The organism is Pseudomonas sp. B2M1-30 (assembly GCF_025447575.1).
GTDB classification, from domain to species: domain Bacteria; phylum Pseudomonadota; class Gammaproteobacteria; order Pseudomonadales; family Pseudomonadaceae; genus Aquipseudomonas; species Aquipseudomonas botevensis.
This window is the reverse complement of record NZ_JAOEJT010000004.1, coordinates 114,195-130,152: the sequence shown is the minus strand read 5'-3', so window position 1 is coordinate 130,152 and position 15,958 is coordinate 114,195. Positions and strand designations below refer to the sequence as shown.

Here is a 15,958-nt window from a genome sequence, read left to right as displayed (position 1 = left end):
ACTGCGCCCCATGATTAAAGATCCCTTTTCAAGACTCGGCCTGGACCGTGAAGTCCTGACCGTCAGCCAGCTCAACGGCCGCGCGCGGGTGTTGCTCGAAGACGTGTTCAGCAACATCTGGGTCGAAGGCGAAATCTCCAACCTTGCTCGCCCGGCGTCCGGCCATGTGTATTTCACCCTGAAGGACAGCGGCGCCCAGGTGCGTTGCGCGCTGTTCCGCCAGAATGCGGCGCGGGTGCGTCAGGCGCTCAAGGACGGCCTGGCGGTCAAGGTGCGCGGCAAGGTCTCGCTGTTCGAGGGACGCGGCGACTATCAGCTGATTCTCGACACCGTCGAACCTGCCGGCGACGGTGCGCTGCGCCTGGCCTTCGATGCCCTGAAGGAAAAGCTCAGCGCCGAAGGCCTGTTCAGCGCCGAACGCAAAGTGCCGCTGCCGGCGCATCCGCAGCGCATCGGTATCGTCAGCTCGCCGACCGGCACGGTGATCCGCGACATCATCAGCGTATTCCGCCGTCGCGCGCCGCAGGTGCAGTTGACCCTGATCCCGACAGCGGTGCAGGGCCGCGAGGCCACGGCACAAATCGTCCGCGCGCTGAAACTGGCGGACGCCCGGGGCTTCGATGCGCTGATCCTGGCCCGTGGCGGTGGCTCGCTGGAGGACCTCTGGTGCTTCAACGAAGAAGCCGTGGCCCGGGCCGTGGACGCCTGCGTGACGCCGATTGTCAGCGCGGTCGGCCATGAAACCGACGTCTCGATCAGCGACTTCGTGGCCGACGTGCGTGCGCCAACCCCCTCCGCCGCTGCCGAGCTGCTGGCGCCCGACTCCAGCCACCTGATCCGCCAGGTCGAAAGCCTGCACCGGCGTCTGGTGATGCGCATGCGCGACCGCTTGATGCGTGACCGTCTGCGTCTTGAAGGCATGGCCCGTCGCCTGCGCCATCCCGGCGAGCGTCTGCGTCAGCAGGCACAACGCCTGGATGACCTGGACATGCGCCTGCGCCGGGCGTTCGAGCGTCAGCTCAATACCCGCCGCGAACGGCTGATCCGCCTGGAAACCCGTCTCGCCGGGCAACATCCCGGCCGGCAACTGGCCCTGTTGCGCCAACGTCTCGACAGCCTCGCCGAACGCCTGCCACGGGCCATGCGCGAAGGTTTGAAAAGCCGTCGCCTGCAACTGCACAGCCAGATGCAGACCCTGCATGTGGTCAGCCCACTGGCGACCCTCGGCCGGGGCTACAGCATTCTGCTGGACGAACGCGGCAACGCGATCCGCAGCGCCGAACAGACCCACACCGGCCAGCGTCTCAAGGCCAGGCTGGGCGAAGGCGAACTGCAAGTGCGCGTCGAGGACAACCATCTGACGCCTGTCACCCTCTCTTTACTGGACTGATCAATGCCGCGTTTTCTCGCTCCGCTGCTGTTGCTGTGCCTGACCTTCAATGCCCACGCCGACAGTTACATCACCCGGCTGCTGAACAAACCGGTGCCGGGCGGCGTGGCGGTGGTCGATCTGGGCACCGCCGCCCAGGCGCCGAAAGCCACGTATCAGGGCAAACCGGTGCTGGTGGTCAAGGAACAGAACAACTGGCTGGCGATTGTCGGCGTGCCGCTGACGGTCAAACCCGGTGTTCAGCAGATCAGCAGCGCCGGCCGTACCTTGAGTTTCAACGTCGGCAACAAGAAGTACCCGGAACAGCACATCACCCTGAAGAACACTCAGCAGGTCAACCCGAACCCGGCGAACCTCAAGCGCATCGAGGGTGAACTGGCCGAACAGATCAAGGCCTACCGCAGCTTCAGCCCCAACACCCCAAGCAACCTGCTGCTGGACAAACCGGTCAACGGACCGCTGTCGAGCAAGTTCGGCGTGCGCCGCTTCTTCAACGGTGAAGAGCGCAATCCTCACGCGGGCCTCGATTTCGCGGTGCCGGCCGGCACGCCGATCAAGACCCCGGCGGCGGGCAAGGTGATTCTGATCGGCAATTACTTCTTCAATGGCAACACGGTGTTTGTCGACCATGGTCAGGGCTTCATCAGCATGTTCTGCCACATGTCGAAAATCGACGTGCAAAATGGCCAGCAACTGGCCCGTGGCGCCGTGGTCGGCCGGGTGGGCGCCACCGGTCGCGCGACCGGCCCGCACATGCACTGGAACGTCAGCCTGAATGATGCACGGGTGGATCCGGCGATTTTCATCGGGGCGTTCCAGCCCTGAGTCATCGGCGGCGGCCACCGGCCTCTTCGCGAGCAAGCCCGCTCTCACGGTTGGAATGCGTACTCCCGTGGAGCGGGCTTGCCCGCGAATACACCTCAAGGTCACCGCAAAATCCGCTGACAAAGCGGCCACTCTCCCTTCAGCCGAATGCTTTTTCGTCGATTGCGCCGGCTTGAAACACTGCGCAAACATCCCGACGATCAACAGCATTACGCACAATAAAATCTCGCCAAACCTCGCTTTTCGAGTATTCCTCTCAAATTTTCCCGACTGCTTGCCATACTCAATCCTCGCGGTTAGGGTTGAGGGCATGAAAACCTCTCACACCCTCATTCAGCTTCGCCAGCACCGCAGCCTGTGCCTCGTCAGCGCACGACTGCCGGGCTGAATCGCTGCGCCTCGTCCCACGCTTTTCCCAGAACATTCGTTCCACCGGCAGGCCGCCTTCTTTCGGCCCTCACAACAAGGATTATTCCGATGAGCATGCTCAAAGACCCGTCTTCGAAATACCGCGCGTTCCCCGTGATCAACCTGCCGGATCGTACCTGGCCGTCGAAAACCATCGATGCCGCGCCGATCTGGTGCAGCTCCGACCTGCGTGACGGCAACCAGTCGCTGATCGAACCGATGGACTCGGTGAAGAAGCTGCGTTTCTGGAAAACCCTGGTGCAAGTCGGCGTGAAGGAAATCGAAGCTTCGTTCCCGGCCGCGTCGCAAACCGACTTCGACTTCGTGCGCACCCTGATCGAAGACGGCCACATTCCCGACGACACCACCATCCAGGTGCTGACCCAGGGCCGTGAAGACCTGATCGCGCGCACCTTCGAATCCCTGCGCGGGGCGAAAAAAGCCATCGTTCACCTGTACAACGCCACTTCGCCGTCGTTCCGGCGTATCGTCTTCAACCAGGACAAGGACGGCATCAAGGCCATCGCGGTCGACGCCGCCAAGCTGTTCGTCAAATACGCCGCCCAGCAGCCGGAAACCGAGTGGACGTTCGAATACTCGCCGGAAACCTTCAGCGCCACCGAGCTGGAATTCGCCAAGGAAGTCTGTGACGCCGTGGTCGAAGTCTGGAACCCGACGCCTGAGCGCAAGGTGATCCTCAACCTGCCGGCCACCGTGGAATGCGCGACCCCGAACGTCTATGCCGACCAGATCGAATGGTTCCACCGCAACATCAACCGTCGTGACAGCGTGCTCATCAGCCTGCACACCCACAACGACCGTGGCACTGGCGTAGCCGCCACCGAGCTGGGCCTGATGGCCGGTGCCGACCGTGTCGAAGGCTGCCTGTTCGGCAACGGCGAGCGTACCGGTAACGTCGACCTCGTCACCGTCGCCCTGAACATGTACACCCAGGGCCTCGACCCGCAACTGGACTTCTCCGACATCGACGGCGTGCGCAAGGTCGTCGAAGAGTGCAACCAGATCCCGGTTCACCCACGTCATCCGTACGTCGGCGACCTGGTCCACACTGCATTCTCCGGCTCGCACCAGGACGCGATCCGCAAGGGCTTCGCCCAGCAGAAATCCGACGCCTTGTGGGAAGTGCCGTACCTGCCGATCGACCCGGCCGACATCGGCCGCAGCTACGAGGCGGTGATCCGCGTCAACAGCCAGTCGGGCAAGGGCGGCATCGCCTACCTGCTGGAGCAGGAATACGGCATCAGCCTGCCACGTCGCATGCAGATCGAGTTCAGCCAGGTCGTGCAGCGTGAAACCGACCGCCTCGGCCTGGAAATGACCGCCAAGCAGATCCACTCCCTGTTGATCAGCGAGTACCTGCAAGCCAACACCCCGTATGCGCTGGTCAGCCATCGCCTGCAGGAAGAAAACGGCAACAGCGCCGTCGAAGTGGAAGTGGCGAGCAAGGGTCAGGGCGAAACCAACCTGCACTGGCGCGGCAAGGGCAACGGCGCCCTCGAAGCCCTGGTGGCCGGCCTGCCGATCCCGGTGGAAATCATGGACTACAACGAACACGCCATCGGCGCGGGCACCAACGCCAAGGCAGCGGCCTACATCGAGCTGCGCGTGAACGGTGAGCGTGCGGTACACGGCGTGGGCATCGATGAAAACATCACCACCGCCAGCTTCAAGGCCCTGTTCAGTGCGCTGAACCGCTCCCTGAGCCAGCCGGAAGCGAAAGCAGCCTAAGCCTTCGCTGCAACGCAAAAGGCCCCGAAGTGAAAACTTCGGGGCCTTTTTTTGCCTGATGGTTCTGTGTGGTTTGTCCTGATTTCAGGCAGTGAAGGGCTCAGGTGAACTCAAAGGTGTCCGCATCCAGATTCGCCGGGAAGCGTTCACGGTAAGCCGCCAGTGGCGCCGCTTCCAGTGTCACTTTGAACACGCCGTCCGCCTCCCCCGCCGCGAGCAATGTCTCGCCCTGGAAGTCCAGCACCTGACTGTCGCCGGTGTAGGCGAAGCCCTTGCCATCGGTGCCGACGCGGTTGACCGCCGCCACGTAGCAAAGGTTTTCGATCGCCCGTGCCGGCAGCAGCCGATTCCAGTGCAGACGCCGCGCCCCCGGCCAGTTGGCGGTGTACAGCAGCAGATCGGTGTCCTGCGCGTCGCGGCTCCACACCGGGAAACGCAGGTCATAGCAGATCAGCGGACGAATCCTCCAGCCCTTGAGCTCGAACTGCACCTGCCGCTCGCCAGGGGTGTAGTGGTTGTGCTCGCCCGCCATGCGGAACAAGTGACGCTTGTCGTAGTGCCAGACCTCGCCGTCCGGCCGCGCCCACAACAAGCGGTTGCGATGACTGCCGTCAGCGGCCTGGATGATCACGCTGCCGGTGATCACCGCATTCAGTTTTGCCGCCTGAGCCCGCAGCCATTTGCTGGTCGGGCCGTTTTCGGCTTCGGCGAGGGTTTCGGACTCCATGGAGAATCCGGTGGTGAACATTTCCGGCAGGACGATCAGGTCGGCACCCTGCGCCTGCTCCAGCAGTTGCTCGAAATGCTCGAGGTTGGCCTGGCGGTCATGCCAGGCCAGGGTGGTCTGGATCAGCGCCAGTTTGAGATCGGGCAACGCACTCAGATCACGCATAGTTTCGCCGCTGCTTCGCGCAGCGTCTCCTCGCGTTTGGCAAAGCACAGCCGCACCAGCCGCTGGCCTTCAGGTGGATTCTGATAGAACACCGACACCGGGATACTCGCCACGCCATGCTCACGGGTCATCCACATGGCCATCTCGACGTCGTTCAGATCGGGGCGGATCTGCGAGTAATCGACCAGCTGGAAATAGGTGCCGGTGACACGGGTGAAGCTGAAGCGCGACGGCGCCAGCAAATCGCAGAACAGATCGCGCTTGGCCTGATAGAAGCCCGGCAGCTCTTCAACGTGTTCCGGGTGCTCGGCCATGTAGTCGGCCAGGGCAAATTGCAGCGGCGTCACCCCGCAGAAACTGACGTACTGGTGCACCTTGCGCAACTCGGCGGTCAGGGCCGGTGGCGCCACGACGTAGCCGGTTTTCCAGCCAGTGACATGGTAGGTCTTGCCGAACGAGCTGACCACGAAGGCGCGCTGATACAGCTCTTCATGGGCCAGCACGCTCACATGGGGCACGCCGTCGAACACCAGATGCTCGTAGACTTCGTCGCTGATCACATAAATGTCGCGATCGCGGATCAGCGCCGCCAACTGGTCGAGTTCAGCACGGCTGATGAGCGCGCCACTCGGGTTGTGCGGGGTGTTGAGGATGATCATCCGGGTGCGCGGGCTCAAGGCTGCGCCGAGTTTTTCGAAGTCGATGGAGAAATCGTTCAGCCCCAGCTGCACATGCACGCAACGCCCGCCGGCCAGCTCAACCGCCGGCTCGTAGCTGTCGTAGGCCGGGTCGAACACGATGACTTCGTCGCCGCTGTGGATAACCGCCTGAATGGCGCAGAAGATGGCCTGGGTCGCGCCCGGGGTGACCGTCACTTCAGTGTCGGCATCGACATGGGCGCCGTAGCTGCGGGCGATCTTCGCCGCGATCTGCTGACGCAACGCCGGCAGGCCGGTCATCGGCGAATACTGGTTGTGGCCACTGGCGATATGCCGACCGACCGCATCCCGCAGTTCCTGCGGGCCATCGAAATCGGGAAAACCCTGGGAAAGGTTGATCGCTCCGGTCTGCGCCGCGAGCTGAGACATCTGCGTGAAAATAGTGATGCCGACATTCGGCAGCTTGCTGGTGATCATCGGGGTTCCCTGCTCTGCCCCGGCTCTGACGACGGCGCGGGAGAGCCCGAGGATAGCCCATCCGGCGCCCATAAAAAAAGGGCGCCGCCAGCGCCCTTTCTGTAACCCGGCCTCGTGGGGGCGGGCTTGCCAGCGAAGGTTGCAACGGGGTGTCACACATACCCCCGTTATCGTCCTTCGCGGGCCAGCCACGCTCCCACGGGAGCCAGGCAAGCTGCAAGATCAGCGCTTGTCGCGGCGCTTCTTCTCGGTCTTCTTGTGGTGCGACATCAAACGACGCTTCTTGTTGACCTGGCGGTCGGTCAGCGTGTTCTTGTTGCCTTCGTACGGGTTCTCGCCGCCCTTGAACTCGATGCGGATCGGCGTACCGACCAACTTCAGCACGCGGCGGTAAGTGTTTTCCAGATAACGCACGTACGACTTCGGCACTTTCTCGATCTGGTTGCCGTGGATCACGATCAGCGGCGGGTTCGCGCCACCGAGGTGGGCATACCGCAGCTTGATCCGGCGACCGTTGACCATCGGCGGCTGGTGCTCGCTGACCGCGTCTTCGAGGATCTGGGTCAGGCGGCTGGTCGGCCAGCGGGTGACCGCCGACTTGAACGAGTTCTGCACCGAACCGTACAGGTTGCCCACACCAGTGCCGTGCAGCGCCGAAATGAAGTGAATGTCGGCAAAGTCGACGAAGAACAGCCGGCGTTCCAGCTCGGTCTTCACGTAGTCGCGCTCACCCGGCGTCATGCCGTCCCACTTGTTGAGCGCAATGACCATCGCACGGCCCGACTCGAGCGCGAAGCCCAGCAGGTTGAGGTCGTGGTCGACCACGCCTTCGCGGGCGTCCATCACAAAGATCACCACGTTGGCGTCTTTGATCGCCTGCAGGGTTTTGACCACGGAGAACTTTTCGACTTCTTCGTGAATCTTGCCGCGCTTGCGCACACCGGCGGTGTCGATCAGCGTGTACTTCTCTTCATTGCGCTCGAACGGAATGTAGATACTGTCGCGCGTGGTGCCGGGCTGGTCGTATACGATCACCCGTTCTTCACCGAGCATGCGGTTGACCAGCGTCGACTTGCCGACGTTCGGCCGGCCGATGATGGCGATCTTGATGCCGTCCTTCTCGCTCGGGCCAGGAATGCGCTTGGCTTCCTCGCCTTCGGCAACTTCTTCGTCCTCTTCGCCTTCCTGCGGCTCGTCCTCATCCTTCGGGAACTCGCTCAGGGCGATTTCCAGCAGTTGAGTGATACCACGGCCATGGGCACCGGCGATCGGGATCGCGTCACCCATGCCCATCGGGGCGAATTCGGCGCGGGCCATTTCCGGGTCGATGTTGTCGACCTTGTTGGCGACCACGTAGGAACGCTTGTTACGTTTGCGCAAGTGTTCGCCGATCATCTGGTCGGCAGCGGTGAAGCCGGCCTTGGCATCCACCAGGAACAGAACGACATCCGCTTCTTCAATGGCCAGCAGCGACTGCTCGGCCATTTTTTCGTCCATACCGTATTCGTCACCGGAGATACCGCCGGTGTCGATCAAAATGTAGGAACGCCCTTGCCACTTGGCCTCACCGTACTGGCGATCACGGGTCAGACCGGACAGGTCACCGACGATGGCGTCGCGGGTCCGGGTCAGGCGGTTGAACAAGGTGGACTTGCCGACGTTCGGTCGGCCCACCAGGGCGATTACGGGAACCATGCGGCTCTCCACTTCGTTATTTCAGAAAATACAAAAGCCGCTGCGAGGCAGCGGCTGGTGCTCGGGGCAAACACCCATGGGTGCTGCAAACCCTGCAAATGCAAGGCCGCTTGGGGATCAACCCCAAGCATAGTTGTTACTTGATGGTCAGGGCTTCCAGTTTGCCGCTGTTGCCATACACATAAATCGTGTCGCCCACCACCAGCGGACGGGCACGCAGGCCGTCGCTGTCGATGCGCTCACGGCCGACGAAGCGACCGTCCACCTGGCTCAGCAGGTGCAGGTAACCTTCCAGGTCACCGACAGCAACGTAGCTGGAGAACACTTCCGGGGCCGACAGTTGACGACGGGCCAGCGAATCGTTGCTCCACAATGCGGTGGTGGAACGCTCGTCGACGCCTTCAACGGTGCCCGAGGACAGGCTTACGTAGACGCTGCCGAAGCCCTGGGCCAGACCGGCATAGCTCGACGCATCGCGCTGCCAGAGTTGACGACCGCTTTCCAGGTCCAGTGCCGCCACGCGACCCTGATAGCTGGCGACGTACAGCGTACCGCCGGACAGCAGCAGGCCACCGTCGATGTCGACCACACGCTCCAGCTCGGAACGACCTTGTGGAATCGCGATACGCTGTTCCCATACCGGCACGCCGTTGGAAATGTCGACCGCGACCACTTTACCGGTCGACAGGCCAGCCACCGCGAGGCGGTTGGTGACGATCGGCGCGCTGGTGCCGCGCAGGGTCAGCACGGCTGGCGTGCTGTCATACACCCAGCGCTGGTTGCCGGTGGAGGCGTCCAGACCGATCAGACGATCGTCCTGGGTCTGCACCACCACCACGTCACCGTTGTTGGCCGGTGGTGCGAGGACTTCGCTGTTGACGCGCGCGCGCCACTTCTCTTCGCCATTGATGGCGTCGAGGGCAATCACGTCGCCGCGCAGAGTGCCGATCAGGACCAGACCGTAACCCACGCCCACGGCGCCGGACACAGGCAGTTCAAGATCCTTTTTCCACTTCACGTCGCCGTTGCTGCGATCCATCCCCATCACGATACCGGTCACATCGGCCGCATAGATGGAATCACCATCGATCGCCGGCACCAGCATGTTGTAGGTTTCGCCCTGACCGTCACCGATCGAACGGCTCCACTGCTTGTGCAGAACCACTTCTTCTTTGAAGTCGGTCAGTTCGGCCGGTGGCAGTTCTTTCTTGCTGTTGCTGCTGCAACCCGCGGCCAGAATGGCCAGAGCCAGCAATGCTGCATGCTTCCAACGGATCACGTCACGCATCCCCTTTGGCCAGGTCGTCCAGCTTGATTTGAAGGCCACCGACCGCCGCTTCATCCGACAGTGCCGCCTTGGCTTTTTGATACGCAGCGTTCGCTTCATCGGTACGGCCCAGCTGTACCAGCAGGTCGCCCTTGAGTTCTTCGCGAGTCGCCAGGAACGACTTGTCGGCATCGCCTTCAAGCAGTTTCAGGCCTTCTTCCGGCTTGTTCTGACCACCCAGAACCTGCGCCAGACGCTGACGGGCGATTTCGCCCAGCGCCGGGTTGGCAGGTTTGGCCACAATGGCCTTGAGCTCGGTCACCGCGTCGTCCAGCTTGCCGCTGTCGACCGCGACCTTGGCCACGAACAGGCTGCCGTACTGCGCGTAGGCAGTGCCGCCGAACTCGCTGTTGAGCTTGCCGGCCAGATCCGCGACGCGCGCGGCGTCAGGCTTGCCATCCGGGGTCAGCGTGGTTTCCAGCAGTTGCTGATAGAGCACCGAGGCACCTTGCGACTGGTTGCTCTGATACTTGTGAAAAGCCTGCCAGCCGAACACGATGACCAGCGCCAACAGGCCGCCAGTGACCAGAGGTTTGCCGTTGCGTGCCCACCAGTCCTTCAAATCCGCCAACTGTTCGTCTTCGGTACTCGACACCCCAATACTCCTTAATCGCTAAATCGGCTGTTTGACAGCTTCAAGCCTGCACGACGCAGGTGGCCAGGTGTGCAGCGAGCGCATCCCAGGCAATGTTTTGTTGTTCGCCCTGACCACGCAGGGGTTTGACACCTACCACTTGCTGAGCCATTTCGTCGTCACCGAGGATCAGTGCGAACAGCGCACCGCTCTTGTCGGCTTTCTTGAACTGGCTTTTGAAACTGCCGGCACCGGCATTGACTTGCAGGCGCAGGTTCGGCAACTGGTCGCGCACGCGCTCGGCCAGGGCCAGACCGGCCAGCTCCGCGGCTTCCCCGAAGGCGCAGAGATAGACGTCGACCTGACGGGAGATTTCCTCCGGAATCTGCTCCAGGGTTTCCAGCATCAATACCAGACGTTCGATGCCCATGGCGAAACCAACGCCGGTGGTCGGCTTGCCGCCCATCTGCTCGACCAGACCGTCGTAACGGCCGCCGGCGCATACCGTGCCTTGGGCGCCGAGCTTGTCGGTGACCCATTCGAAAACGGTCTTGCTGTAGTAATCCAGGCCGCGCACCAGTTTCGGATTGAGCACGTAAGGAATGCCGACGGCATCCAGACGCGCCTTCAGACCTTCGAAGTGCTCACGGGACTCGTCATCCAGGTAATCGGCCATTTTCGGCGCATCGACCAGCACCGCCTGAGTGTCGGCGTTCTTGGTGTCGAGCACGCGCAGCGGGTTGGTCTTCAGACGGCGCTGGCTGTCTTCGTCGAGCTTGTCGTGATGCGCCGAGAGATACTCGACCAGCGCTTCCCGATAACGCCCACGGGACTCACTGGTGCCCAGGCTGTTGAGTTCGAGCTTGACCGCATCGCGAATGCCCAGCTCGCCCCACAGGCGCCAGGTCAGCACGATCAGCTCGGCATCGATGTCCGGGCCGTCGAGGTTGAAGACTTCCAGACCGATCTGGTGGAACTGGCGATAACGGCCTTTCTGCGGACGCTCATGGCGGAACATCGGACCGATGTACCAGAGCTTCTGAACCTGGCCACCACCGGTGATCCCGTGTTCGAGCACAGCACGCACGCAGGCGGCGGTGCCTTCCGGACGCAGGGTCAGGGAGTCGCCGTTGCGGTCGTCGAAGGTGTACATCTCTTTTTCGACGATGTCGGTCACTTCGCCGATCGAGCGCTTGAACAGCTCGGTGAACTCGACGATCGGCATGCGGATCTGGCGGTAACCGTAGTTATCCAGCAAACGGGCGACGGTGCCTTCGAAATAACGCCATAGCGGAGTCTGTTCGGGCAGGATGTCGTTCATGCCACGGATGGCTTGCAGAGACTTGCTCACTTTAAATCCTTAAATTCGTTCGGCGCTGTCAGTCAGGTTCAGCCGCGCGCGATAACCGCTGCGTCAGCTTCGACCTTCTCGGCCGCTTTCTCGCGGATCAGCTTTTCCAGCTCGTCCACCAGATTGTCATTCGTCAGTTTCTGCGACGGCTTGCCGTCGATGTAAATCAGGTTCGGCGTGCCGCCGGTCAAGCCGATATGGGCTTCCTTGGCTTCGCCGGGACCGTTGACCACACAGCCGATCACCGCGACATCCAGCGGCACCAGCAGGTCTTCAAGCCGTCCTTCCAGCTCGTTCATGGTCTTGACCACATCGAAGTTCTGCCGCGAGCAGCTCGGGCAGGCGATGAAGTTGATACCACGGGAACGCAGATGCAGGGACTTGAGAATGTCGTAACCGACCTTCACTTCCTCGACCGGATCGGCCGCCAGCGAGATGCGGATAGTATCGCCAATCCCCTCGGCGAGCAGCATACCTAGGCCCACGGCGGATTTCACCGTACCCGAACGCAAACCACCGGCTTCGGTGATGCCCAGGTGCAGCGGCTGGACGATTTCCTTGGCCAGCAAACGGTAGGCTTCGACGGCCATGAACACGTCGGAAGCCTTCACGCTGACCTTGAAGTCCTGGAAATTCAGGCGCTCGAGGTGTTCGACGTGACGCAGGGCCGATTCGACCAGCGCGGCCGGCGTCGGCTCGCCGTATTTCTTTTGCAGGTCTTTTTCCAGGGAACCGGCGTTGACGCCGATGCGGATCGGGATTCCGCGATCACGGGCCGCATCCACCACCGCACGCACGCGATCTTCACGACCGATGTTGCCCGGGTTGATCCGCAGGCAATCGACACCCAGTTCCGCCACACGCAGGGCGATCCGGTAGTCGAAGTGAATGTCGGCAACCAGCGGCACCTTGACCAGTTGCTTGATCTTGCCGAACGCCTCGGCGGCGTCCATGTCCGGCACCGACACCCGCACGATGTCGACACCGGCCGCTTCCAGACGATTGATCTGGGCGACGGTGGCCGCGACGTCATTGGTGTCGCTGTTGGTCATGCTCTGCACAGCGATAGGCGCATCGCCGCCAACCGGTACGTTACCGACCCAGATCTTGCGCGATTCGCGACGTTTGATTGGAGATTCGCCGTGCATGACTTATTGACCCAACTTCAGGCGAGCAGTCTCGCCACTGGTGAACGGAGCGACATCGACCGGCTGGCCGTTGTAGCTGACCTGCGCGCCACGGGCAACGCCCAGACGCACGGCAAACGGTGGTTTACCGACAACCGACAGGCTGTCGCCTTTGCGCTTGAGGCCGCTATAGAGCACTTTACCGCTGCCATCGGTGACCTGAGTCCAGCAATCGGCGATGAACTGCACCGAAACCTGCCCTTGGCCCGCGACCGGAACGGCCGGTGCAGGAGCAGGTGCAGGAGCCACAGCCGGAGCTGTTGGAGCGGCGACGGTCGGAGCCGGTGTAGCCGGAGCCGCCGGTGCCGGAGTGGCCGGGGCAGCAACAACAGGCGCCGGGGTGTGAACCGGCGCGGCAGGTGTTGCCGCCGGGGCGACAGGCGCCGGAACAACCGGCTCGGCGGCCGGAGCGGCAGCTTCGGTGCCGGTCGACTCAGCGGTGGTTTCGGATTGTGGCAGCGCCAGGGCGGTCGAACCCTCAGCCTGACCTTCCGCGACAGCCTGGTCTTCCGGCTCGTCCAGCGGATGAATCTGGGTGGTGCCGTCGGCGCCTTCGACTTCGACATGCTCCGGCGCCAGGCTCATCAGATCCTTGGTCCGCAGCGAAGTCTGATCCTGCCACCAGACGAAACCGCCGCCGATAACGGCGACCAGCAGCAACAGGCTGACGATGCGCAAAATGGTGTGGGAAACCCGTACCGGTTCCTCGATGCGGCCCAAGGCGTGGACATTGCTGCCTTGAGAGTCGGTGCCGGTGGACTGGTCGAACTGCTGGACCAGAACGGTCTGATCCATACCGAGTAACTTGGCGTAGGCGCGAATGTAACCGCGAGCGAAGGTGTGCCCCGGCAGCTTGTCGAACGCGCCGGCTTCAAGATTGCTCAGGGAAGTCACAGTGAGGTTGAGCTTGAGGGCCACTTCAGCCAGCGACCAGCCATTGCTTTCGCGGGCCTGGCGCAGGGTCTCACCGGGGTTAACGCGATTCGCTGCTACAACTTCGGGATGCGCCGCTTTCATCATTGCTCCGACAGGTATTGCTGATATTCCGGCGTACCGGGATAGAGTCGTTTTAATTGCAGGCCATAACTGGCGGCCTTGTCGCGATCTTCAAACACTTTTGCCAACCGGACGCCGAGCAACAGACTACGTGCATTTTGCTCGGCAAGCAGGTTGTATTGGTCGTAATAGTCACGCGCGGGCACATAATGCCTGTCTTCGAATGACAACTCAGCCATTTCCAGCAAGGCGCGCGGTTGTTGGCGGTTCAGACGCAACGCTTTTTCCAGCTGTTGCTGCGCCACATCCCGCTGACCGAGCTTGGCGGCCGTCATGCCGAGGTTTTCGAACACACGCGAACGCTCAGGATACAGGGTATCGGCGGCGGCCTGTTCAAAACGCTCGTAGGCTTCCTTGTAACGCTGTTCTTCGTAGAGAAAACTGCCGTAATTGTTGAGGATACGGGCATCGGCGGGACGCGAGGACAAGGCCTTGCGGAAATGCTCGTCAGCCAGCTTTGGCTCCATCTCGGCCTGAAACACCAGCGCCAGGGCGGCGTTGGCGTCCGGATCCGAGCCGTCGAGCTCCAGCGCCTTCTTCAGCGGCACCTTGGCACGCTCGGTCATGCCTTGTTGCAAATACCCCAGTCCCAACTGCACGTAGGCAGCCCGCGCCTCATCGCGGCCCTTGCTGGTCTTCATCGGGTTGTAGTCGCCCGACAGAACACAACCAGCACACAGGCTGGCCCACAGCAACAGCAGCGCAAAGCGCAGGGACATAGAGATCCTCTCTTAGTTAGTGTTCGCGGCGTTCTGTGCCAGATCGCTGTCGGCGCTCAACTCACGCACGGCGATATAACGTTCGCTGCGACGGGTGCGATCCATCACCTGCCCTACCAATTGACCACAGGCCGCGTCGATGTCTTCACCACGGGTGGTGCGGACAGTGACGTTGAAACCGGCCTGATGAAGCTGATCCTGGAACCGGCGAATAGCATTGTTGCTCGGCCGCTCGTACCCGGAATGCGGGAACGGGTTGAACGGAATCAGGTTGATCTTGCACGGAATATCCTTGAGCAGCTCGATCATCTCCACCGCGTGCTCAAGCTTGTCGTTGACGTCCTTGAGCAGGGTGTACTCGATGGTCAGCACGCGCTTTTCGCCAAGGGCGGACATATAGCGCACGCAGGAATCGAGCAGCATCTTAAGCGGATATTTCTTGTTGATCGGCACCAATTGGTTACGCAATGCGTCATTCGGTGCATGCAGGGACAACGCCAGGGATACATCGATGTGCTTGGCCAGCTCATCGATCATCGGCACCACACCCGACGTGGACAGGGTCACGCGGCGCTTGGAAATCCCGTAGCCCAGGTCATCCATCATCAGATGCATGGCGGCCACGACGTTGTCGAAGTTCAGCAGCGGTTCGCCCATGCCCATCATCACCACGTTGGTGATGGCGCGGTCGATGGTGGCCGGAACACTGCCGAAGGATTTATTGGCAATCCACACCTGGCCGATGACTTCGGCGGCGGTGAGGTTGCTGTTGAAGCCTTGCTTGCCGGTGGAGCAGAAACTGCAGTCCAGGGCACAGCCTGCCTGGGACGAAACGCACAGAGTGCCGCGTTTGCCCTGGGGAATGTACACGGTCTCGACACAGCTGCCGGACGCCACGCGCACCACCCACTTACGGGTGCCGTCGCTGGAAATGTCCTCGCTGACCACTTCGGGACCACGGACCTCAGCAACAGCCTTGAGCTTTTCGCGCAAGGCCTTGCTGACGTTCGTCATGGCGTCGAAATCATCGACGCCAAAGTGGTGAATCCATTTCATTACCTGACCGGCACGGAAACGCTTCTCCCCGATTGAGTCGAAGAATTTTTCCATTTCCGGCTGGGTCAGACCCAGCAGGTTGGTTTTAACAGTCGATGTAGTCATGGATTCACCTTCACTCATCAAGCCAATGCTTAGCGAGTGGTTACTTCAGTAGCTGCGAAGAAGTAAGCGATTTCGCGAGCAGCAGCGGCTTCGGAGTCCGAACCGTGAACGGCGTTGGCGTCGATTGACTCGGCGAAATCAGCACGGATGGTGCCTGGAGCAGCTTCTTTAGGGTTGGTAGCGCCCATCAGCTCACGGTTGCGAGCGATGGCGTTTTCGCCTTCCAGAACCTGAACGACAACCGGACCGGAAGTCATGAAGGCAACCAGGTCACCGAAGAAGCCACGAGCGCTGTGCTCGGCGTAGAAGCCTTCAGCTTCGGCTTTGGACAGTTGCTTCAGTTTCGAAGCTACAACGCGCAGGCCAGCTTCTTCGAAGCGAGTGGTGATCTTGCCGATCACGTTTTTGGCAACGGCGTCAGGCTTGATGATGGAGAAAGTACGTTGAACAGCCATGGTGTAACTCCAGAAACGGTAATTTGCGAAAAA

General features: G+C 61.6%; 14 protein-coding genes. 3 read left to right on the top strand and 11 right to left on the bottom strand.

All coding sequences use genetic code 11. The features are described 5' to 3' along the window. Positions 1–10 precede the first annotated feature (10 nt). From xseA to leuA, 3 genes are all read left to right on the top strand, one after another. Positions 11–1,390, top strand: a complete 1,380-nt coding sequence (xseA, locus tag N8H74_RS10145; protein ID WP_262147302.1) for an exodeoxyribonuclease VII large subunit — start codon at positions 11–13, stop codon at positions 1,388–1,390. 3 nt (positions 1,391–1,393) lie between these two features. After that, entirely contained in the window at positions 1,394–2,215 is an 822-nt protein-coding gene (locus N8H74_RS10140) for a M23 family metallopeptidase (RefSeq protein WP_262147300.1), read from the top strand. A 477-nt stretch (positions 2,216–2,692) separates the two neighbouring features. Continuing rightward, the gene (leuA, locus tag N8H74_RS10135) at positions 2,693–4,372 is read left to right on the top strand and encodes a 2-isopropylmalate synthase (protein WP_217833928.1); all 1,680 of its coding nucleotides are present in this window, start codon (positions 2,693–2,695) and stop codon (positions 4,370–4,372) included. A gap of 100 nt (positions 4,373–4,472) precedes the next feature. On the opposite strand, the gene N8H74_RS10130 is transcribed toward leuA, so the two are convergent. The 11 genes from N8H74_RS10130 to ndk form a co-directional block, all read right to left on the bottom strand. Next, positions 4,473–5,264 carry an amidohydrolase gene (locus tag N8H74_RS10130; RefSeq protein ID WP_262147297.1) on the bottom strand — a complete coding sequence of 264 codons (792 nt, stop codon included), beginning with the start codon at positions 5,262–5,264 and terminating at the stop codon, positions 4,473–4,475. Continuing rightward, complete coding sequence (locus N8H74_RS10125) at positions 5,252–6,400, bottom strand: pyridoxal phosphate-dependent aminotransferase (RefSeq protein ID WP_262147295.1); 1,149 nt, start codon at positions 6,398–6,400, stop codon at positions 5,252–5,254. The genes N8H74_RS10130 and N8H74_RS10125 overlap by 13 nt, the downstream gene beginning before the upstream one ends. A gap of 222 nt (positions 6,401–6,622) precedes the next feature. Next, positions 6,623–8,095: a ribosome biogenesis GTPase Der gene (gene der / locus N8H74_RS10120; RefSeq protein WP_217833931.1), complete on the bottom strand. Its 1,473-nt coding sequence runs from the start codon at positions 8,093–8,095 to the stop codon at positions 6,623–6,625. A 136-nt stretch (positions 8,096–8,231) separates the two neighbouring features. Continuing rightward, positions 8,232–9,383, bottom strand: coding sequence for an outer membrane protein assembly factor BamB (gene bamB / locus N8H74_RS10115; RefSeq protein WP_217833932.1), 1,152 nt, complete (start codon positions 9,381–9,383; stop codon positions 8,232–8,234). Continuing rightward, positions 9,376–10,017: a tetratricopeptide repeat protein gene (locus N8H74_RS10110; RefSeq protein WP_217833933.1), complete on the bottom strand. Its 642-nt coding sequence runs from the start codon at positions 10,015–10,017 to the stop codon at positions 9,376–9,378. The genes bamB and N8H74_RS10110 overlap by 8 nt, the downstream gene beginning before the upstream one ends. 40 nt (positions 10,018–10,057) lie before the next feature. Continuing rightward, complete coding sequence (gene hisS, locus N8H74_RS10105; protein WP_217833934.1) at positions 10,058–11,347, bottom strand: histidine--tRNA ligase; 1,290 nt, start codon at positions 11,345–11,347, stop codon at positions 10,058–10,060. A 38-nt stretch (positions 11,348–11,385) separates the two neighbouring features. Further along, complete coding sequence (gene ispG, locus N8H74_RS10100; protein WP_053152544.1) at positions 11,386–12,495, bottom strand: flavodoxin-dependent (E)-4-hydroxy-3-methylbut-2-enyl-diphosphate synthase; 1,110 nt, start codon at positions 12,493–12,495, stop codon at positions 11,386–11,388. Positions 12,496–12,498: 3 nt separating this feature from the next. After that, positions 12,499–13,551 carry a RodZ family helix-turn-helix domain-containing protein gene (locus N8H74_RS10095; RefSeq protein WP_262147289.1) on the bottom strand — a complete coding sequence of 351 codons (1,053 nt, stop codon included), beginning with the start codon at positions 13,549–13,551 and terminating at the stop codon, positions 12,499–12,501. Further along, complete coding sequence (gene pilW, locus N8H74_RS10090) at positions 13,551–14,309, bottom strand: type IV pilus biogenesis/stability protein PilW (RefSeq protein WP_262147288.1); 759 nt, start codon at positions 14,307–14,309, stop codon at positions 13,551–13,553. Before pilW ends, N8H74_RS10095 begins: the two co-directional genes overlap by 1 nt. A gap of 12 nt (positions 14,310–14,321) precedes the next feature. After that, positions 14,322–15,470 carry a 23S rRNA (adenine(2503)-C(2))-methyltransferase RlmN gene (gene rlmN, locus N8H74_RS10085; RefSeq protein ID WP_217833937.1) on the bottom strand — a complete coding sequence of 383 codons (1,149 nt, stop codon included), beginning with the start codon at positions 15,468–15,470 and terminating at the stop codon, positions 14,322–14,324. A 29-nt stretch (positions 15,471–15,499) separates the two neighbouring features. Continuing rightward, a complete protein-coding gene (ndk, locus tag N8H74_RS10080; RefSeq protein WP_217833938.1) occupies positions 15,500–15,925 on the bottom strand; it encodes a nucleoside-diphosphate kinase in 426 nt (141 codons plus the stop codon). Between the last annotated feature and the right edge of the window lie 33 nt (positions 15,926–15,958).